Origin of the sequence: Flavobacterium sp. TR2, assembly GCF_025252405.1 — a bacterium.
Taxonomy (GTDB): Bacteria; Bacteroidota; Bacteroidia; order Flavobacteriales; family Flavobacteriaceae; genus Flavobacterium.
This window is the reverse complement of the sequence record NZ_CP104307.1, coordinates 2683659-2703947: the sequence shown is the minus strand read 5'-3', so window position 1 is coordinate 2703947 and position 20289 is coordinate 2683659. Positions and strand designations below refer to the sequence as shown.

General features: G+C 35.9%; 10 protein-coding genes. 9 read left to right on the top strand and 1 reads right to left on the bottom strand.

Annotation, left to right across the window (positions count from 1 at the left end):
• Positions 1 to 65 precede the first annotated feature (65 nt).
• Positions 66 to 1106 (top strand): LacI family DNA-binding transcriptional regulator, encoded by a 1041-nt coding sequence (locus N4T20_RS11880; RefSeq protein ID WP_260669369.1) that lies wholly within the window; start codon positions 66 to 68, stop codon positions 1104 to 1106.
• Positions 1107 to 1310: 204 nt separating this feature from the next.
• Here the strand turns inward: N4T20_RS11880 and N4T20_RS11875 are convergent, their stop codons facing one another.
• Positions 1311 to 1949, bottom strand: coding sequence for a carbohydrate-binding family 9-like protein (locus N4T20_RS11875; protein WP_260669368.1), 639 nt, complete (start codon positions 1947 to 1949; stop codon positions 1311 to 1313).
• Positions 1950 to 2629: 680 nt separating this feature from the next.
• Between N4T20_RS11875 and N4T20_RS11870 the strand changes: the two genes are divergently transcribed.
• From N4T20_RS11870 to N4T20_RS11835, 8 genes are all read left to right on the top strand, one after another.
• Positions 2630 to 5728, top strand: coding sequence for a SusC/RagA family TonB-linked outer membrane protein (locus N4T20_RS11870; RefSeq protein WP_260669367.1), 3099 nt, complete (start codon positions 2630 to 2632; stop codon positions 5726 to 5728).
• A 31-nt stretch (positions 5729 to 5759) separates the two neighbouring features.
• Positions 5760 to 7271 (top strand): RagB/SusD family nutrient uptake outer membrane protein, encoded by a 1512-nt coding sequence (locus N4T20_RS11865; protein ID WP_260669366.1) that lies wholly within the window; start codon positions 5760 to 5762, stop codon positions 7269 to 7271.
• Between the two features lie 97 nt (positions 7272 to 7368).
• The gene (locus N4T20_RS11860; protein WP_260669365.1) at positions 7369 to 8772 is read left to right on the top strand and encodes an aryl-sulfate sulfotransferase; all 1404 of its coding nucleotides are present in this window, start codon (positions 7369 to 7371) and stop codon (positions 8770 to 8772) included.
• Positions 8773 to 8883: 111 nt separating this feature from the next.
• Complete coding sequence (locus N4T20_RS11855; RefSeq protein ID WP_260669364.1) at positions 8884 to 9879, top strand: c-type cytochrome; 996 nt, start codon at positions 8884 to 8886, stop codon at positions 9877 to 9879.
• 37 nt (positions 9880 to 9916) lie between these two features.
• Complete coding sequence (locus tag N4T20_RS11850) at positions 9917 to 12919, top strand: glycoside hydrolase domain-containing protein (protein ID WP_260669363.1); 3003 nt, start codon at positions 9917 to 9919, stop codon at positions 12917 to 12919.
• A gap of 149 nt (positions 12920 to 13068) precedes the next feature.
• Positions 13069 to 16164 carry a DUF5107 domain-containing protein gene (locus tag N4T20_RS11845; RefSeq protein ID WP_260669362.1) on the top strand — a complete coding sequence of 1032 codons (3096 nt, stop codon included), beginning with the start codon at positions 13069 to 13071 and terminating at the stop codon, positions 16162 to 16164.
• 21 nt (positions 16165 to 16185) lie between these two features.
• Positions 16186 to 18369, top strand: coding sequence for a M1 family metallopeptidase (locus tag N4T20_RS11840; protein ID WP_260669361.1), 2184 nt, complete (start codon positions 16186 to 16188; stop codon positions 18367 to 18369).
• A 286-nt stretch (positions 18370 to 18655) separates the two neighbouring features.
• On the top strand, positions 18656 to 20035 hold the full coding sequence (locus N4T20_RS11835) for a Gfo/Idh/MocA family protein (RefSeq protein WP_260669360.1): 1380 nt from the start codon (positions 18656 to 18658) through the stop codon (positions 20033 to 20035).
• Positions 20036 to 20289 lie beyond the last annotated feature (254 nt).

Here is a 20289-nt window from a genome sequence, read left to right as displayed (position 1 = left end):
AGCACATTTAGTAATTCTTACAAAAAATTCATGTTTATTAAATCAAAGTTTTTATATTTGCTTATATGGACAAAAAGTACACAATTAAGGATATAGCACAAATGGCTGGAGTTTCTAAAGGAACTGTAGACCGCGTGCTGCACAACAGAGGAAAAGTCTCTCCTGCGGCGCTTGAAAAAATCAACGAAGTTTTAAATGTTATTGATTACGAACCCAACTTAATTGCGCGAAATTTAAAAAGCACCAAAGTATATCGCATTTGCGTGTTGCTTCCTGATCCTGTATTTGATCCCTATTGGCTTCCTTGCGTTAACGGAATCCAAGATGCCATTAAGGAATTTAAAGCCTACAACGTTATCATACAGACTCATTACTTTAATCCAGAAAGCACCAAATCTTTCCTTAAAACAAATGAAGCCATTATCGCGCAGTCGCCAGATGCTGTTTTATTGGCTCCGCTTTTTCATAAAGAAACAGTAGAAATCATAAAACAATATGACGAAATGGGAATTATGGTAAACACTTTTAATAACCAAGTTGAATCTTCTTCGATAAAAAGTTTTGTCGGACAAGATTTGTATAAAAGCGGACGGGTGGCCGCGAGTTTAATGAATCTGATCCTGCCGAAAGGCCAGATTGCGATTATCCATATTGACGAAAGTTTAAAAAATGCCGTCCATATGCAGGAAAAAGAACGAGGTTTCAGAAGTTACTTTGACGAAAAAAATCTTTCTGATTTCTCTTTAACCACATTAAAACTGAAATACTCCAATATCGAAACCAAACTCACCACTCTTCTGGAAGAAAACCCAGATTTGTGCGGTATTTTTATAACCACTTCTAAAGCCTACCAAATTGCCTCTGCGTTATCCAATTTAACAGACAAAAAAATTGCCTTAATTGGATATGATTTAATTGATAAAAACATCAGCTTTTTAAATCAGGGACTGGTTCATTTTTTAATTCACCAAAACCAGAAGAGACAGGCTTATTTGGGCGTAAGCACTTTGGCAGATCACTTTATATTTAGAAAAGACATTCCAGAAACTATTTTGCTTCCTATCGATATTATAAATGTCGAAAATGCTTCTTTTTATGTTAGCTAGGAATATTTGCCACTAAGGCGCTAAGACGCAAAGTTTTATTTTTTTTACTTACGGGGTTAGGCTAAAGCCTTTTCACCTCTTTAACTTTAATATCTCCAGCTAAAACTGAAGGCAATTCAGATGACATTCTTTTCTTCCAATCAAAATTTCACAAAACATTAAGCCAAATTAAAAAACTTTGCTTCGTTGCGCCTTTGCGGCAAATCATTTCACCAAAACAAACTTTCCAAAAGAAGATGCGATGTGAAAATTTGGCTCCGGCGTATTCGGATTCACCCATGTAATCCAAGTTGGCTCATAATTGCCATTTTCATCTTTGGAGAATTTCGCTCTGTACACTCCTGCTTCAATGGCATTATCGTGAATTAAATTTAGATTTTCTAAAGATGCAATACTTATTATCCCTGCAACCGTAAAAGAAATCTCATCAGTAGCAGATTTCAATTGAATGTGATTTTCAGGCCATTTCCAATTATAATCGAAAATCTTATTTGGGCGAGCATAAAAATCGAGCAATCTTGTCGAAGGATCAATTTCAAGACAGTAATACGGATTAAGCTTATCATTACTTCTAAAAAAGAGCTCCACTCGATCTGAATTGCAAATGCTCTCTACACTATCGTCTTTCTGATCGATATAGACATCTGTATCAAAAACTCTAAAACTAAAATAGAAGTTTTCCTGATCCCAAAGCGCACGAAATTCAATTTTTAAAACAGAATCGCTACTCCATGGAGAAACAAAATCGGTTAAACAATTTGCTTTTTCCCAAAAAAAAGAATCCAAAATATCAGCTTCATTCTTTTGATTTTTATCTATTATCTGTACGTGGTATTCTTTCAAAATTCTTCTTCTTAAAATTTGTTAATTTTTCTTTTTCAAAAAAGGTCAAAATGACCATTAATTCATTTTCCAATTTTAGCTTTTTTCTGCAAGACCAATATAGTTCAAAAATTGAATTGAAAAACAAATCAAATTCATAATTAAATCTAAAATTCCGCTCCCAACCAACATAAGAAAAGACTGCTTAATTTTTACGTTTTTATATTAGTCATTGCGAAATTCACAAGTTTTTACAAAAACAGCTTTTATTATTCAAAAAACGCTCTGTTTTAAGAACTACATTATTTCTAAAATATTTTAAAAATATCTCATCTTTTTAAGTGTAAAAAAACGTTTCGCACAATTTTATGTGCTCGAGAACATAAATTTTGTGTGTTCGAGCACATTTTTTGTGTTTTTTCTTGTTTTATAAAAATATAATCTCTAGTTTCGTCAGAGATTAATCTTAAAACTAAGTTAATTATGCAAAATTTCAGGTGATTTTTAAGCTTCAAAAATGAAGAGAAACAAACTAAACAATCAGTGTTTAGGAACAAATAGAAGACTTGTATTTGTATAAAAAGCAATTCAATCTAAAAACTCAATTACAAAGACAAAATGAATTTCCAGATCAAAAAAGAAATCTAAAACCTACAAACAAAGAAAAAACAATTAAACATTAACCAAAACCAATTTACAGTATGAAATTATTAACCCAAAAAAAGCCAAGAGATTTTCGGATTAACAATTTATCCCGCAAAGAAATCGGAATAACGGTTCTCTCGTTATTAGTTTTTACATTTCAAGCTTCGGCAGCTTCTTCTATAAACATTTCAGACAAAAACAAGACTGCGCTATTTTTTGAAAAAACAATAAAAGGTACCGTAACAGATCAAAACGGAATGCCACTTCCTGGCGCCAATGTTGTTGTAAAAGGCTCTAAAAAAGGTGTTCAGACAGATGTAGACGGAAGTTTTGCTATTACTGTTCCTGACAATGCTACCAAACTTGTGATTACGTACATTGGTATGGAAGATCAAGAAGTAACTATCGGAAGCGCTCCTCTAAAAATTGTCATGAAAGAAGCAGGACAAAAATTAGAGGAAATCGTTATTGGATATGGTAAAGCGAAGAAAAAAGATCTTACAGGTTCTGTCTCTTCTGTTGGAAAAGACAACTTAAACTTAGGCGGTACCGTATCAAATGTTGGGCAAGCTCTTCAAGGACGTGCTTCTGGGGTTCAAGTTCAACAGAACAGTTATGCACCTGGAACTACTCCTACTATTGTTGTCAGAGGAGGAAACTCTATTACAACATCAAATGCTCCATTGTATGTGGTCGACGGCTTCATTACAAGCACGGGTGCATCTATAAGTCCAAACGATATTGAAAGCATCCAGATTCTTAAAGATGCTGCTTCTACTGCCATTTATGGTTCAAGAGGTGGAAACGGTGTTATCATGATTACGACTAAAAAAGGAAAGTCTGGAAAAATGCAGATTGAAGGTGAAATTTCAGATGGTTTCCAAAATATTATTCAGGAACCGTCGTTGCTAAATGGGCAGCAATATGCTTCTATTCAGAATGCCATTGCAGCCGAAAATGGCAGACCGCCAGTTTTTCCTTCAAGTTTTCCAATTGCCAATACAAATTGGTTTGAGGCAGCAACTCGTCCAGGCGAAGTTTTAAACAGAACATTGACTTTTAGTGGAAGCGATAAAACTTCTAAATTTTTCTTATCCGGAAATTATTTAAAACAAACTGGAGCTATAGAAAACACCGATTTTACAAGATATAGCGTTCGTATTGGAACAGAGAAGAAATTCACAGATAAATTAACCGTTGGAGCCAATGTGTATGGAGCCGCAAGTGAAGGGCACAATAGCGATTTTGGCGATAATATTTTATCTCCAATGTTTTCTATTCAGACTGCTCCTCCTTCTATTCCGATTTACAACGCGGATGGTTCGTACTACAAATTTCAAGGAAAAGATAACGCTTTAGCTCTTTTACTAGAACCAACGGACCACACGATCAACAGATTAGTAAACGGAAATATGTTTATGGATTATGAGATCATTAAAGGTTTAACATATCATTTTGGTGCCGGTGCAGAATGGCAGGAAAATATTCAAGGAAAATACACGCCACGTACACTTGTTGCTGGAGCAGCGCTAAATGGTACTGGATCTGAAGAAAACAAAACATACTTCAGATGGAGCACAGAACAATACTTGACTTACAAATTTAATCTCAAAGAGCACCATTCGTTTACTGCCATGATTGGAACATCAAACCAAAAAGACACTTATGAAAGATTGAAAGCTTCTGGTTCTGGTTTTTCAAATGATATCTTAACTTATTATAAGCTTGAAAGTGCTGCGGTTTATTTGAGACCTGAAACTCAAAAACAAGAAACAAAATTGACTTCGTATTTTGGAAGGCTAGGCTATTCTTTTGATGACAAATATTTGGCTTCTTTTACTATTAGACGTGATGGTTCTTCTCGTTTTGGTCCAAATAACAAATATGGAACTTTCCCTTCTGGAGCCGTTGCATGGAGAATATCTAAAGAGGCATTTATGCAAAATGTGGAGACACTTTCAGAATTAAAACTAAGAGTAAGCTACGGTATTACAGGAAATGATGGAATTTTAGACTATCAATATATGTCAAATCTATCGCCTTGGAACGTTACCATTTCTGATGGCTCTTTTGTAGGCGGTACAGAACCTAACAATTTATCAAATCCAGATTTAAAATGGGAGCAGCAAGCTCAAACCAATATCGGTTTGGATATGGGATTCTTCAATGATAGGCTTACAGCTACAATTGATGTATACAAAAAGAGAACAACTGATGCTCTTTTAGACGTGCCTGTTGGAGGATGGTGGGGATTTAACACCCAAACGCTTAACTCGGGTACCGTTGATAATAAAGGAATTGAATTAGGCATCAGCAGTGAAAACTTCAAAAATGACAAATTTTACTGGAGAACATCTTTAAATCTTGCTTACAACAAACAAGAAGTTGTTGCGCTTGCTGATAATGTTAAAATAATCAGCATAAATACTTCTAACCCAAGCGGTACGGTTTCTGGACGTGAGTTTACTAGACTTGAACCTGGAAAAGAAATGGGATTATTGTACGGATTTAAATATGCTGGAGTAATAAAAACAGGTGAAACTTATGCGGCACAGCCAGGATCTAAACCAGGAGACCCTAAATATGAAGATTTAGATGGTGACGGACTAGTTACAGCAAAAGACAGAACATATTTAGGAAATTCTACTCCTCACTACGTTGTTGGTTTTAATAATGACTTTAGATTTGGAGATTTTGATGTGAATATGTTTTTTCAAGGCGCTCTTGATTACTCTGTCTATAACATGACCAGAATGGTTGGAGAATCAACGACAAGCACTGATGCTTTGAATAGATGGGTTGCTGGTACAAATGAAAATACTGATATTCCAAGAGATGGCTATTACAAAAGCGCTTATGGCAGCTACGTAAATTCAAAATTTGTTGAAGATGCATCTTACTTGCGTCTTAAAAATTTATCTATTGGATATTCAATTCCTGAAAGCCTTCTAAAGCCAACTAAATTTATTGACAATATAAGATTATATGCTATTGGTCAAAATTTATTGACAATTACAAAATATTCTGGAAATGATCCTGAAGTAAATGGACATACCAATACTGCTAGGGCGCAAAATCTTGGCGGAGGAATTGATTTTAACTCATTCCCAGCTTCCAGAACGTTTATATTAGGAATCAAAATAGCAATTCATTAATAGCTTTTTCAATAACATTAAACTTATCAAAATGAAAAAATATACAATTCTATTGCTTTTACTTGCTGCAGGACTGCAATATTCCTGCAATGAGGATCTTGATCCTAAAGTATATAGCAGTTTGACGACCACAAACGGATATCAAACCAAATCAGATGCTATTGCCGCAGTCAATTCAATTTACGGCAGATTAAAGGGGCCATCTGTAGGCGATAACTTTTCTTATTGGGCTACAAGACACTTCGCACTGACTGATATTGCAACAGATTTAGGACACTGTCAATACGGAGGTGATCCAGGACAACTGTCTTTGGGCGCATGGAGTTCTACAAATGGCTTGCTTTTAGAAGATTGGAATGCTATGTATAAATTAATTTCTAATGCTAATAATGCGATTTATTACATCGGAAAGATGTCTTCTATTTCGGATGCTGAAAAAGCGCAGTTCATTTCGGAAGCAAAATTTTTACGAGCATCTGCTTACATGGATTTGACTGATTCTTGGGGTCCTGTTATTCTGATGACCGAAGAAAATATAGCAAATCCAAATTACTTGGCGCAGACACCTCCAACATCCGTTGAAGAAATTGATGCTTTTATCATCAAAGACCTTACTGAAATTGCTACTATCTTACCAGTAAACTATAAAGAAAACGCAATTTATGGAAGTAACGATGTTGGCCGTGCTACAAAAGGCGCTGCGCTTACATTGCTGGCAAAATTATATTTGCGCAGTCACGATTGGCAAAAAGTAGTTACACTTACCCAGCAAGTAATAGATTTAAACGAGTATCGTCTTTATCCTTCTTACTTAGGTTTGTTTAAAGAAAGTAACAAATGGTGCAGCGAAAATATCTTCTCTTCATTGAGTGATGCCAACACAAACGGGACAGAATTATTGAACCATTTTGGCCCTATTGATCATCCTGTCGTTCAAAACAGATGGCAGTATTACACTGTAAACTGGGATTTCTACAACACTTTTGGAGATGAAGACGAAAGAAAACAATGTTTCTTCCCAGAATTTGAAGGAACAGACGGCTTACTTCACAAACAAGCTCCATCATTGGGTGCTCAACCGCCTAAAGGAGAATTCTATATGCCAGATGTTTCTACTAGAAAATATGCAGATGATGAAACGACTACTTATTATGATGGCCATAGTGTAAATATCCTTCGTTATGCAGATGTTTTATTAAGCCGAGCTGAAGCCTTAAACGAAATCAGCGGACCGACTCAGGAAGCCATAGATCTTATTAATCAGGTGAAAGGAAGATCACATGCTAAGCTTTTGGCTTTATCTGGTCAAACGCAAACTAGTTTAAGAGATGCTATCTTACAAGAAAGAGGCTGGGAGCTTTTCTACGAAGGAAAACGCCGCGCAGATTTGATCAGAATGAATAAGTATGATGTTTTGGTAAATGCATACCACCTTAGGGTTGGAGAAGCAGCTTTAATCAAAATGCCACAAAACAAATATTATACATATCCACAAAGTCAAGTTGACCTTAATCCAAATTTAAGCAACGCCGATAGACAATAAGAACACTCAATCAAGAATAGACAGTTAAATGTCTGTCTATTCTTGATTTTTTATAACAATAAAAGTATTTTTCTGTTTCACAAAAGAAGCTTTTCAGATGATCAAAAAATTAATATTAAGAGGAAGTTTTATTTTACTGCTTACTTTGGCAAGCTGTTCTAAAAACCAAATTATCTCCACTATCAACATTGGAACTCATAGCAACAACGAATTGAAAATTCAAATCGATGTTACTACGAATGACCAAGCTCAGGTATATGCAGAATATTGGTCAGACAAAAAAGGAAATCAAAGTAAAATGACCTCTCCTATTTCAAATTCTGGTTTAAAACATTCATTAGTACTTTGCAACATAACTCCAGAAACCAACTATAGTTTTCAATTAGTTACAGTTCAAGACGGCAATAAGCAAACTAGTAAAGTTTACACTTTCAAATCAAGAAAGCTTCCAGAATGGCTTCAAAAACAATTCAAAGCCAATTGTCCGAAACCAGAATTGCTTCCTAAGAATTTCAAAAAAGGCTTTATGCTTTTAGCAAAAAGAGAAACTCCTGGAACTGCTTATATTGTTGATTATAAAGGAAATTTGAGGTGGTATCATACAATTGAAGGAACTGGTTTTAAAGTTGTTCATTTTACAAAAGACCAAACCATTCTTTCGATTTTGGGAACAAACGATGAGCCAACAAGCTACGGAAGCGAAATTCTTGAAATCAATCTTCAAGGCGATACTTTAACGCATATTAAAAAAGGACAAGGTGATTTAAAACAAGTTATTCACCACGAAATCATTAAAAAATCGGCTAACGAAATTGTTACCATCACAGTCGATCAAAAAATAATGGATCTAACTGCTATTGGAGGAAAAAAACAAGATACCATCAACGGAGACGGAATTCTGATTTTAGATAAAAAAGGAAAACAGCTTTGGAAATGGAGTGTTTTTGATGACTTAGATCCGCTAAAAGATAAAAATCTATTAAAAACCAAAAAAGACTGGACACACGCCAATAGTTTGAGTTATGATGCAGATGGAAATTTCTTAATCTCTTTCTATAATAACGGCCAGATTTGGAAAATCAATTCGAAAACCGGAAAAGTAATCTGGAAACTAGGAAAAGGAGGAACAATGAAAATGGCTCCAGATACCAATTTCTCTCAGGCGCACGCCGCACATATAGATCAGGAAGGAAGTTTATTGTTTTTTGACAATGGTGTCGATATAAAACAATCTTCTGTTTTTGCCTTAAAAGCTGACGAAAAAACCAATTCAGTAAAACTGGATTTTCATATACAATTGCCAAAAGATATTTATAACGACAGAATGGGAAGCGCTTATATGATTAATAAAGACCTCTTTTTAGTTTGCTGTTCAAAAAGACATATCACGGTTTTAACCAATAAAAAAGGAGTTCTGTTATGGGCTTTAGAATCTGAAATTCCGCCATACAGAACCATCTTTATTCCAGAGGAAAAATTAAAACCTTTTCTTCTGAATTAAAAAAATGATTTCCTGCAAGGTTTTAAAAACCTTGTAGGTATAAAATTTAAAAAAATACCTAACAGGTTTTTGAAACCTGTTAGGATAAGAACAAGATTAAAAATAATGGACATGAAAAAAACAATTCTTATCGGACTTTTTTCAGCATTTTCAGTAGCTGTTTTCAATTCCTGCACCAAATCAAATTCTCAAACTTTGGCTTCAAAAACAGCTGAAGAAGAAGACGAAGGCTACATCACAATTGATACGTCTAAAATTCCAGACGATCAGTTTGGAGAATCGGTTCGCTACGGAAGAGAATTAATGCTGAAAACAGCTTATTATATTGGTCCAAACGGAATAAACGGAAAATATTTAGGCAATAAAATGAATTGCACCAACTGCCATCAAGATGCAGGAACAAAACCTCATGCGTTCAATTTAATGTCTTCACACGATAATTATCCGCAGTATCGCGGGCGCGAAAACAAAGTGCTTACACTGGCAGAAAGAGTTAATAACTGCATTATGCGTCCGCATTCTGGAAAACCGCTTCCGCTGGACAGCAAAGAAATGGTGGCGTTTTTATCTTATTTCAAATGGATCAGCAAATTTGTTCCAAAAGATGGTAATTTTAAAGGAGCCAAAAACTTAGAAATCGAATTTCCAGATGTTGCTGCAAGTCCAGAAAGAGGAAAAGTTTTATTTGCTGAAAACTGTGCAAGATGCCACGGAAATAATGGTGAAGGAGTTTACAATGCCGATAAATCGGGCTACACCTACCCGCCTCTTTGGGGACAATATGGCTATCAGCCAGGTTCTAGTATGCACCGTGTAATCAAACAAGCGCAATGGCTAAAAAACAATATGCCGTATGATAAAGTGCTCCTTGGAAAGCCGTATCTTACAGACAAACAAGCGCTTGATATTGCGGCTTATGTAAATGACGATTCACAGCATACCAGACCAAACCCAAAAACGTTTGATTATCCAGACAAAATGGGCAAACCTATAGATTATGCGCACAGTCCGTTTAGCGACAACTTTTCAGAGGAACAGCACAAATATGGCCCTTACAAACCAATTATTGCTTACTGGAAAAAACAAGGCTGGAAAGCGGTTTACTAAACTCAAAATATTCTATTTAACCTGATTATACAATACAATGAAACTAAACCTAAACAACACAACGCTATTAAGCCGAATATTGATCATGTGTTTTATCACAATCAGTATTCCTCTAACTGCACAGATAAAATATTCAGACGGGAATGACAGCTGGAATCCAAACCAATTAGGAAACCATCGCGCTGTAATTGCCTTTTCTGGCTCAGGGAATGTTGCCAAAACTACAATCGAATGGCGAAGAAGAGATACCAATCCAGAACTTAAAAAAATTATTGTTCAAGATGCGTCTGGAAAAGAAATTCAGAACATAAAAACCGAAAACATCAATAGAGAAAACGGAACTATTTTCTTTGAACCTATTTCTGGAAAAGGAACTTACTATGTTTACTATATGCCTTACGTTGATGAAGGAACTGCAAATTATCCGAAAGGAATTTATCAGAAACCTGAAAATAAAGCCGATGCAAAATGGCTGTCTAACATTAAAGCAAACTTAAAAGACAATGCATCAGTAACTGAAATCCAAAGCGTAAATGCTTTCAATAGCTTTTATCCAATGGAAGTGATTGCTACAGCATCTGAAACTTCTGCTCTTGTGGCAAAAAACAGCGGAAATTCATTTTTAGTTTTCCCAGAAGACAGAGAACATTCCATCAAGCTAAAATCTGATTTGCCGCAAAGATGGATTCAGAAAGGCGTTCAAAACAGTTTTTCTGATACGGCAATGAAAGGCGAGTATTTGACTTTTCAATTAGGAGTTTACGCTCTTGAAGATTTAAAAAATGTAAAAGTATCTTTTACCAATTTAGTAAGCACGACTGGAGCTGCAATAGAAGCTAAAGACATCAGCTGCATCAACACTGACGGAACTCGTTATGATGGCACTCCTTTTACGAACACCGTTTCGGTTTCAAAAGGAAAAATTCAAGCAATGTGGTGCGGCATCGATATTCCGCAAACCGCTGCAACTGGAATTTATAACGGAAAAGCAACTGTAAGCGCTGACGGAAAATCAAAAGAAATTACACTTCAAATTACAGTTTCTAATGAAGTGACAAAAAACGGAGGCATTGACAGTCCAGAAAAAATGACGCGCCTAAAATGGCTCAATTCTACATTAGCTCAAGAAAATACTGTTATTGCGCCTTATACTCCATTAACAGTTAACAATTCTGAAATTGCTTTATTAGGAAGAAAACTAATCTTGGCGCCAAACGGGTTTCCTGCACAGATCCAAACATTCTTTACTCCAGAAATGACTTCTGTTACAGCAAAAGCAAATGATATTTTAAGCTCGCCGATCGATTTTCATTTTGTTGACGCTTCTGGAAAAGAAGTACAATGGAAAAATAGTGGTGTAAAATTCACTAAAAAAGAAGCTGGAACGGTTTCTTGGGAAAATACTTCCGCTTCAAAATCAGTTCAAATGGACGTAAACGCTTCTGTTGAATTTGATGGTTTTGTACATTATACAGTAAAAGTTACAGCTCTTGAGGATGTGTCTTTCAATGACATTAATTTCCAAATGCCAATGCAGCCAACTTCTGCAAAATACATGATGGGATTAGGTCAAAAAGGAGGCGATCGTCCTGCAACTTTCGACTGGAAATGGGATGTCGCTCATAAAAATCAAGACGGTGCGTGGATTGGTGCCGTAAATTCTGGATTGCAGTTTTCTTTGAGAGACGAAAAATACAGCCGCCCACTAAACACAAATTTCTATTTGCAAAAGCCTTTATTATTGCCAACTTCTTGGGGTAACGATAACAAAGGTGGAATCACGATTACGCCAAACCAAAAATCGGTTGTAGTAAATGCGTATAGTGGCGCTAGAACAATGAAAAAAGGCGATGTTTTGTATTATAATTTCAACTTGTTGATTACGCCATTCCATACTATTAATACCGATTTTCAATGGGATACAAAATTCTACCACAAATACAGCCCGATCGATTCTATTGCTAAAACTGGCGCGACTGTAATCAATATTCACCATGCCAATGCAATCAATCCATACATCAATTATCCTTTTATCGAATTTAAAAAGATGAAATCGTATATCGATGAAGCACACGAAAAAGGATTAAAAGTAAAAATTTACAACACCGTTAGAGAGGTTTCAAACAAAGCTTATGAGACTTTCGCTTTAAGAAGTTTAGGCCACGAAATTTATTCTCCAGGAAAAGGAGGCGGATTCTCATGGCTGCAAGAACACGTTGGAGATGATTATATCGCGGCTTGGTTTGTTCCAGAAATTAAAGATGCCGCAATCGTAAACAGCGGAATGAACCGTTGGCACAACTACTACGTAGAAGGAATGAATTGGCTTACTCAAAACGTTGGCATTGACGGAATTTACCTAGACGACGTTGCTTTTGACAGAATCACGATGAAACGAATCAAAAGAGTTTTAACTAAAGATGGCCATCCTGGAATTATCGATTTACACAGTGCAAACCAATACAACAAAAGCGACGGATTTAACAACAGTGCCAATTTATACATGGAGCACTTCCCGTACATCAATAAATTATGGTTTGGAGAATATTTTGATTACGAAAAAAATCAGCCTGACTTTTTCTTGACTGAAGTAAGCGGAATTCCGTTTGGACTAATGGGCGAAATGCTTCAAGACGGTGGAAATCCTTGGAGAGGAATGGTTTACGGCATGACAAACAGATTGCCTTGGAGCGACGGCGCTGACCCAAGAAATATCTGGAAAGTGTGGGATTCTTTCGGAATTAAAGGTTCTGAAATGATCGGATATTGGAGCGAAAACTGTCCTGTAAAAACAAACAACGATAAAGTTCTAGCAACAGTTTACAAAAAGAACGGAACAGCCTTAATTTCAATCGCAAGCTGGGCAGATGCTGATGTAAATGTAAAATTGAATATTGACTGGAAAAAACTAGGAATCAATCCTGCAAAAGCTACAATTACAGCTCCGGAAGTGACCAATTTCCAACCGGCAAAAACGTTCACAGCAAAAGACGAAATACCAGTTTCTAAAGGAAAAGGCTGGTTGCTGATTGTGAAGTAATCAACAATTACCTCGTACTGTTTGTCATTGCGAGAAACGAAGCAATCTCACTAACAAAAGATACAAAGTGTGATTTAGCAAATGAGATTGCTTCGTTCCTCGCAATGAAAAAACGAAAAAAAACAACCACAAAAAACTAGCTATCCATCATGAAAATTAAACCTTTCTTATCAATTCTACTCCTTGGAAGCCTCTTTGTCAACGCACAAAACAAACCCACTGTAAAAGAATACAAAAAAGTATTTACCACATATCCGTTCTCAGATCCTGATCCGATTCCGAAACCAGATACCAAGTTTTATCCATATTTCCGTTTTGATGGTTTTACCGATAAACCCGTCCAAAAAGAATGGAAAGTAATCGAAATTGAAAACGATTATATCAAACTAATGATTCTGCCTGAAATTGGCGGAAAAGTCTGGTCGGCAATAGAAAAATCTACTGGAAAAGATATTGTTTACAATAATCATGTGGTAAAATTTAGAGACATTGCCATGCGCGGACCGTGGACAAGCGGAGGCGTTGAGGGCAATTACGGAATTATCGGCCACACCCCAAACTGTGCAACTCCTGTCGATTATAAAATCATAAACAGAGAAGACGGAAGCATCAGCTGTGTGATTGGCGTTTTAGATTTATTGACGAGAACTTCTTGGAAATTAGACATCAATCTGCCAAAAGACAAAGCATATTTTACCACAAATTCATTTTGGTCAAACACAACCGAATTCGAACAGCCTTATTACACTTGGATGAATACTGGAATAAAAGCTGCCGAAAATCTGCAGTTTATTTATCCAGGGCAGACTTACATTGGCCATAACGGAGAATACAATTCATGGCCAATTGACAAAGAAAATGGCAAAGATTTGTCATTCTACAAAAACAACAATTTTGGAGGCTACAAATCGTATCACGTATTCGGGAAATATGATGATTTCTTTGGAGGATATTATCACGACGAAGATTTCGGGATGGGAAGATATGGCAATCACGATGATAAACCGGGTAAAAAAATCTGGATTTGGGGATTGTCTCAGCAAGGCATGATTTGGGAAAAATTATTAACCGACACCGACGGGCAATATGTAGAAGTGCAAAGCGGAAGATTGTTTAATCAAGCGAGCGAAACCAGCAGTCTCACGCCATTTAAACAGCGTTCGTTTGCACCATATCAAACCGATACTTGGACAGAATATTGGTTTCCCGTAAAACACACAAAAGGCTTTGTAAAAGCCAATAATTATGGTTCAGTCAATATTAAAAACGAAAATGGCTGGCTGAAAATCTATTTTTCTCCGCTTCAAAAATTAAATGAAAAAATTGAAGTTTTTGAAAACGATAAAAAAGTATATTCTAAAGATATTGCATTGAATACCATGCAAACTTTCAAAGATTCCATTCAGGTAAAAGTGGATTCTAATAAATTGAAATTTGTTTTAGGCAGCAATAAACTGGTTTGGAATTCAGCTCCAGAAGACGGAAACATCAATCGTCCTGTCGAAATTCCAAAAGATTTTGACCATAATTCAGTTTACGGATTGTATCTGCAAGGGAAAAATTACATCAGTTTTAAAGATTATGTTCTGGCTGAAGAAAAACTAAATGCTTGTTTAAAACTAGATCCGAACTACGCTCCTGCCCTTTCTGCATTGGCTTCTTTACAAATCAGAAAATTAGATTACAAGGCAGCTGTAAATTCAGCAAGCAAAGCTTTATCAATAGATACTTACGATGCTTCCGCGAATTATTTTTATGCTTTGGCGAATTTCCATTTAGGAAATACTATTGATGCAAAAGACGGTTTTGATATTGCAGCTGCAAGTGTCGAATTCCGCAGTCCAGCTTACACTGCTTTAAGTAAAATTTATTTAGCAGAAAACGACCTGTCTAAAGCTGTTGAATATGCCGAGAAAAGTTTAGTATACAATCAATACAATATAGAAGGCTTACAGGTTTTAGCAGTTTTATATCGTCTTCAGAATAATTCAGAAAAAGCAAATTCAGTTTTAAAAACCATAGCACAACTGGATCCGTTGAATCATTTTGCTGATTTTGAAAAATACCTTTGGCACAATTCAAACGATTCGAAAAATGCTTTTACCGCAGCGATTCAAAACGAAATGCCAGAGCAGACTTTTCTTGAATTAGGAATTTGGTACCATAATATAAGCCGAAAAGAAGACGCGTTAAAAGTATTTTCTATCGCAGAACCAAGCGCTGAAATTATCTATTGGAAAGCTTTCTTAGAAAATAAATCGGTTGATGTAAGCAAAATCAAACCGGGAACAAGTTTTCCTTTTAGAAATGAAACTGCTGAAATCCTAAAATCATTAATTAAAACAAATGACCAATACCAATTAAAATATCATTTAGGTTTAATTGAGTGGAATCGCAACAGTATTTCAGAAGCTAAAGAATTGTTTTTGCAATGCGGTACAAAACCAAATGATCCTGCATTTTATGGTGCAAAAGCATCTTTATTTAAAAACGATGCTTCGGTAGTATTGGCAAGTCTTCAGCAAGCCATAAAATTAGATCCGCAAGGCTGGCGATACCATAAAATGCTGGCAGAGCATTACATCGCTCAAAAACAATTCGACAAAGCGCTTGCAACGGCTGAGTCTTTCTATAAAAAACATCAGGACAATTATTTGATTGGAATGCTGTACGCCAAAACTTTATTGCTGAACAAAAAATACCGTGAAGCTGATACGTTTTTAACCAAATTGCAAATCCTCCCATTTGAAGGCGCAATTGCAGGCAGACAACTGTATCACGAAGCAAAATTGATGCAGGCCTTGGCTGAAATGAAAAGCAAAAATTATAAAAAAGCATTACAATTTATTGCCGATGCCAAACTGTTTCCAGAAAATTTAGGAGTAGGAAAACCTTATGACGAAAATATCGATGAAAGACTGGAAAATTGGCTAGACTATCAATGTTATAGCAGTCTTGGAAACAAAGAAATGGCTTCAAAATCTCTAGAGAAAATTGTTGCTTTCCAGCCTGTAGTTGACAATACGGTCATGAACTTTCTTCCTGCAAATCAATTGGTTTCGGCTTGGGCTATCGAAAAAACTTCTTCTGCTCAAGAAGCTGAAAAATGGATTAAAAAGCAAGCAGAATTATATCCGACAAATAAAATAGTTCAGTGGAGTTTATTGGCTTACACCAAAAAACAGTCGAATATTTTAAGTGAAGATGAAAAAGACGGCGAAGTTAGAATTATCGAAAAATTGTAAAATACTTTCAAAAACAATAAAATGAAAAACCATTTTTTAAAATATACTTTTTTGGGTCTTGTCCTTTTGACGGCTTCAAAAATAGAAGCACAAAACAAAACAGAAAAGATAGATGAATTGTCCATTTATCGCACGACTCCGTTAAAAACGCATGATTTAATTCATACCAAACTAGAAGTGTCGTTCGATTACGGAAAACGTTATTTGTATGGAAAAGAATGGATTACTTTAAAACCTCATTTTTACGAAACCGATTCGCTTAAACTTGATGCAAAAGGAATGGATTTTAAAGAAATTGCTATTATCGATGGCAAAAAAAGTATTCCGCTGCAATACAAATACGATAACGAAGAACTTTCGATTGCTTTAAACAGAAAATATAAAAGAACTGAAAAGTACACGATTTTTATTAATTACACCGCAAAACCAGCAGAACTGAAAAGCAAAGCCGGCGAGTCGATTACGAACTCAAACGGATTGTATTTTATCAATCCTGACGGAAAGGGAGACAAACCAACGCAAATTTGGACTCAAGGCGAGACAGAAGCTTCGTCTTGCTGGTTCCCAACCATTGACAAACCAAATCAGAAAACAACTTCTGAAATTGCGATGACAGTTGAGGCAAAATATACAACGCTTTCAAACGGTAAATTAACCTCGCAAAAAGTGAATAAAGACGGTACAAGAACCGATGTTTGGAAGATGGAACAGCCAAATGCTCCTTATTTATTTATGATGGCTGTTGGTGATTTTAAAATCTATAAAGACTCTTATAACGGAAAAGAAGTCAGCTATTATCTTGAGCCAAAATATGCGCCGTATGCCAAACAGATTTTTTATAAAACGCCAGATATGATGAATTTTTATGGCAAAATGCTTGGCGTAGAATATCCTTGGGCAAAATACGCGCAAATTGTAGTGAAAGATTATTTTGGCGGTGCGATGGAAAATACTTCAGCGACAGTTCATGGCGAATATGTTCAGAAAACAGAACGAGAATTATTAGATGACAATCAAGAAAGTACTATTGCTCACGAGCTTTTTCACCAATGGTTTGGAGATTATGTAACAGCCGAATCGTGGTCAAACTTAACAATGAACGAATCGTTTGCCACTTTTGGAGAAGTGCTTTGGCACGGCCACGATGCTGGACAAGATGCTGAAGACCGTTCGCGTTACGAAAAACTGCAAAATTATTTGCGTTCGCAAAAAAATGGCGATAGTCCTATTCTAGCACGTTTTCATTACAGAAATGCAGACGATATGTTTGATAACATTAGCTACTCCAAAGGTTCTATCATCTTGTATGCCATGAAAAACCAAATGGGTGACGAAGCATTTTTTAAAGGATTAAATCATTATTTAACCACAAATGCTTACAAATCTGGCGAACCGCATCAACTGCGTTTATCGATGGAAGAAGTGACAGGAAAAGACTGGCTGCCTTATTTTGATCAATGGTACTATAATGCCGGAAGTCCGATTCTGGATGTGAACTACAAATATGCCAATGGAAAAATTACCATTACAATAAGCCAATCTCAGGATAGTACAGTGCAAACCTTTACGCTTCCTTTAAAAGTTGACTTTTACGTAAACGGAACTAAAATAAGAAAGGATATTTTAATTGATAAAAGAGAACAAAGCTTTAGTTTTGATCTTCCTTCAAAACCTGAATTTATAGATTTAGACCCAGATAAAATCTTAGTGGGTGAAATTAATGTAGATAAAAAAACTGCAGCCGATTATCTTTTTCAATATAAAAATGCGCCATCGTATTACAATCGAATTGAAGCTATAAAATTTGCTTCAAAAGACAGAAGTCAAGAATCGCAACTTATTTTACTGGAAGGCTTAAAAGATCCGCAAGAAGATTTAAGAGTGCTGAGCATAAAAGCAATCGATTTAAATGAAAAGCAAACAAAAGACCAAGTTTTAAAAACGTTGCTTGATATGGCTAAAAATGATAAAAAAACAATTGCCAGAGCCAATGCTATTGTAAAACTGGCTTCGACAGGAGACGCTTCTTATAAAAACTTAATGGACGAAAGCATTAAAGAACAGTCGTACAATGTAATTGCAGCTGGATTAACAGGATTAAAAAAATACACGCCAGCAGAAGCTGATAAAGCATTGGCCTCATTAGATGACGATACCCAAAAACACGTAACGCCATTAATGAAAAGATTTAGTAGTCAAAAATAATTATTAAGAGTCCTTTAGGTCTGTTTTTGTTTTTGAAAACCTCTCTAATTTGGTTCATTAGAGAGGTTGTTTTTAAAGTTTAATTAAACACATAGAAACAGAGAGTTTTGTTGTTTTTGTTTAAGATTAGGAAAAAGCAAGCTTTTAACACATATTTCTATGTCATTAAAATTAGTGAAATGCCTTTTTTAAGCTTACAATGACTATGTTTCTATGTGTTAAAAAATTATACCCAACGAATTAAAATAGATGCCCGATAAGCATTGAACAAATAAATTACCCGCTTATGAAAACTACTTTTTTTAAATCTGCTGCAGTTTTAATTCTTTTGTTTGGATGGACAATCGCCTCTGCACAAATGATTAAGACCAAAACGCCTTCACGCCCTAAAGGACAGCAAGATGTTTTGAGAATGGCTGCTGATCCAATTCCAACCGTTCGCGTTGCTTTCATCGGACTTGGAATGCGCGGTCCTGGCGCTGTCGAACGCATGACACATATTCCGGGTGTAGAGATTGTGGCGTTGTGCGACATGACTCAGGAAAATACTGCAAAATCAAATGAAATTTTAACCAAAGCTGGTTTTCCAAAAGCGCAAGAATTCTATGGTGATGAAAATGCTTGGAGAAAAGTTACGGCCTTGCCAAATGTAGATTTGGTATATGTTGCCACAGATTGGAAACATCATGCTATAATTGGTGTTCAGGCCATGAAGGATGGAAAACACGTTGCAATTGAAGTTCCGGGCGCTTTAACAATGAAAGAAATTTGGGAATTGATTGATACTTCAGAAAAAACGAGAAAACACTGTATGCAACTGGAAAACTGCGTGTACGATTTCTTCGAATTGACGACTTTAAATATGGCACAGCAGGGTGTTTTTGGAGAAATTCTCCACGCTGAAGGCTCTTATATTCATGGATTGCAACCTTTTTGGGGAGAATACTGGAACAACTGGAGAATGGATTACAACATTAAACACCGTGGCGATGTTTATGCGACACACGGAATGGGACCTGCGTGTCAGGCACTAAATATTCACCGCGGTGACAAAATGAATTTCTTGGTTTCTATGGATACAAAAGCCGTTGGAAATCCTGCTTACATTAAAGAAAAATCAGGACAGGAAATTAAAGATTTTAGAAACGGAGATCATACGATGACAATGATTCGTACTGAAAACGGAAAAACAATCCACATTCAGCACGATGTTACTTCTCCTCGTCCCTACAGCAGAATGTATCAATTGAGCGGCACAAAAGGTTTTGCCAATAAATACCCGTTAGAAGGTTATGCCCTTGATGGAAAAGAATTAAGCGACGATGTAAAACCAAATCACGAAAAATTGAGCGCGCACTCTTTTGTTCCTGAAGAAGTGAAAAAAGCGCTAATGGAAAAATACAAACACCCAATCGCAAAAGGAATAGAAGAACAGGCCAAAAAAGTAGGCGGTCACGGCGGAATGGATTTTATTATGGATTATCGTTTAATTCATTGCCTGCAAAAGGGACTTCCGCTAGATATGGATGTTTACGATTTAGCCGAATGGTCTTGCCTTGGCCCATTGACAGAAATTTCATTAGACCATAATTCTGCTCCTGTAGAAATTCCAGATTTCACACGCGGAGGCTGGAACAAACTTAAAAAATTAGAGTTTTCAGAATAAATATTATTGGTTAGTTAAAAAGGGACAAGAGAGCAAAGTAGATGTTGCTCTCTTGTCTGTTTTAGACTATTCATAAAATTTAGATTCTAAAATATGTCGCTCCTACGGAGCTTTATATTGTAATCCTAATTCTTTGCTATAAATATTTCGCTTCTCCGAAGCTTAAAAAAAATGAAAAGCCCCAGAAGGGCAAAATATTTATAGCATTTCAATCACGTTAATGAAAAAGCTCCAGAGGAGCGACATATTTTAAA

What these genes read in the sequence shown, in the direction of transcription:
- N4T20_RS11880 (WP_260669369.1), top strand. Translation starts at nt 66, where the DNA reads ATGGACAAAAAGTACACAATTAAGGATATAGCACAAATGGCTGGAGTT.
- N4T20_RS11865 (WP_260669366.1), top strand. Translation starts at nt 5,760, where the DNA reads ATGAAAAAATATACAATTCTATTGCTTTTACTTGCTGCAGGACTGCAA.
- N4T20_RS11870 (WP_260669367.1), top strand. Translation starts at nt 2,630, where the DNA reads ATGAAATTATTAACCCAAAAAAAGCCAAGAGATTTTCGGATTAACAAT.
- N4T20_RS11860 (WP_260669365.1), top strand. Translation starts at nt 7,369, where the DNA reads ATGATCAAAAAATTAATATTAAGAGGAAGTTTTATTTTACTGCTTACT.
- N4T20_RS11840 (WP_260669361.1), top strand. Translation starts at nt 16,186, where the DNA reads ATGAAAAACCATTTTTTAAAATATACTTTTTTGGGTCTTGTCCTTTTG.
- N4T20_RS11855 (WP_260669364.1), top strand. Translation starts at nt 8,884, where the DNA reads ATGAAAAAAACAATTCTTATCGGACTTTTTTCAGCATTTTCAGTAGCT.
- N4T20_RS11835 (WP_260669360.1), top strand. Translation starts at nt 18,656, where the DNA reads ATGAAAACTACTTTTTTTAAATCTGCTGCAGTTTTAATTCTTTTGTTT.
- N4T20_RS11850 (WP_260669363.1), top strand. Translation starts at nt 9,917, where the DNA reads ATGAAACTAAACCTAAACAACACAACGCTATTAAGCCGAATATTGATC.
- N4T20_RS11845 (WP_260669362.1), top strand. Translation starts at nt 13,069, where the DNA reads ATGAAAATTAAACCTTTCTTATCAATTCTACTCCTTGGAAGCCTCTTT.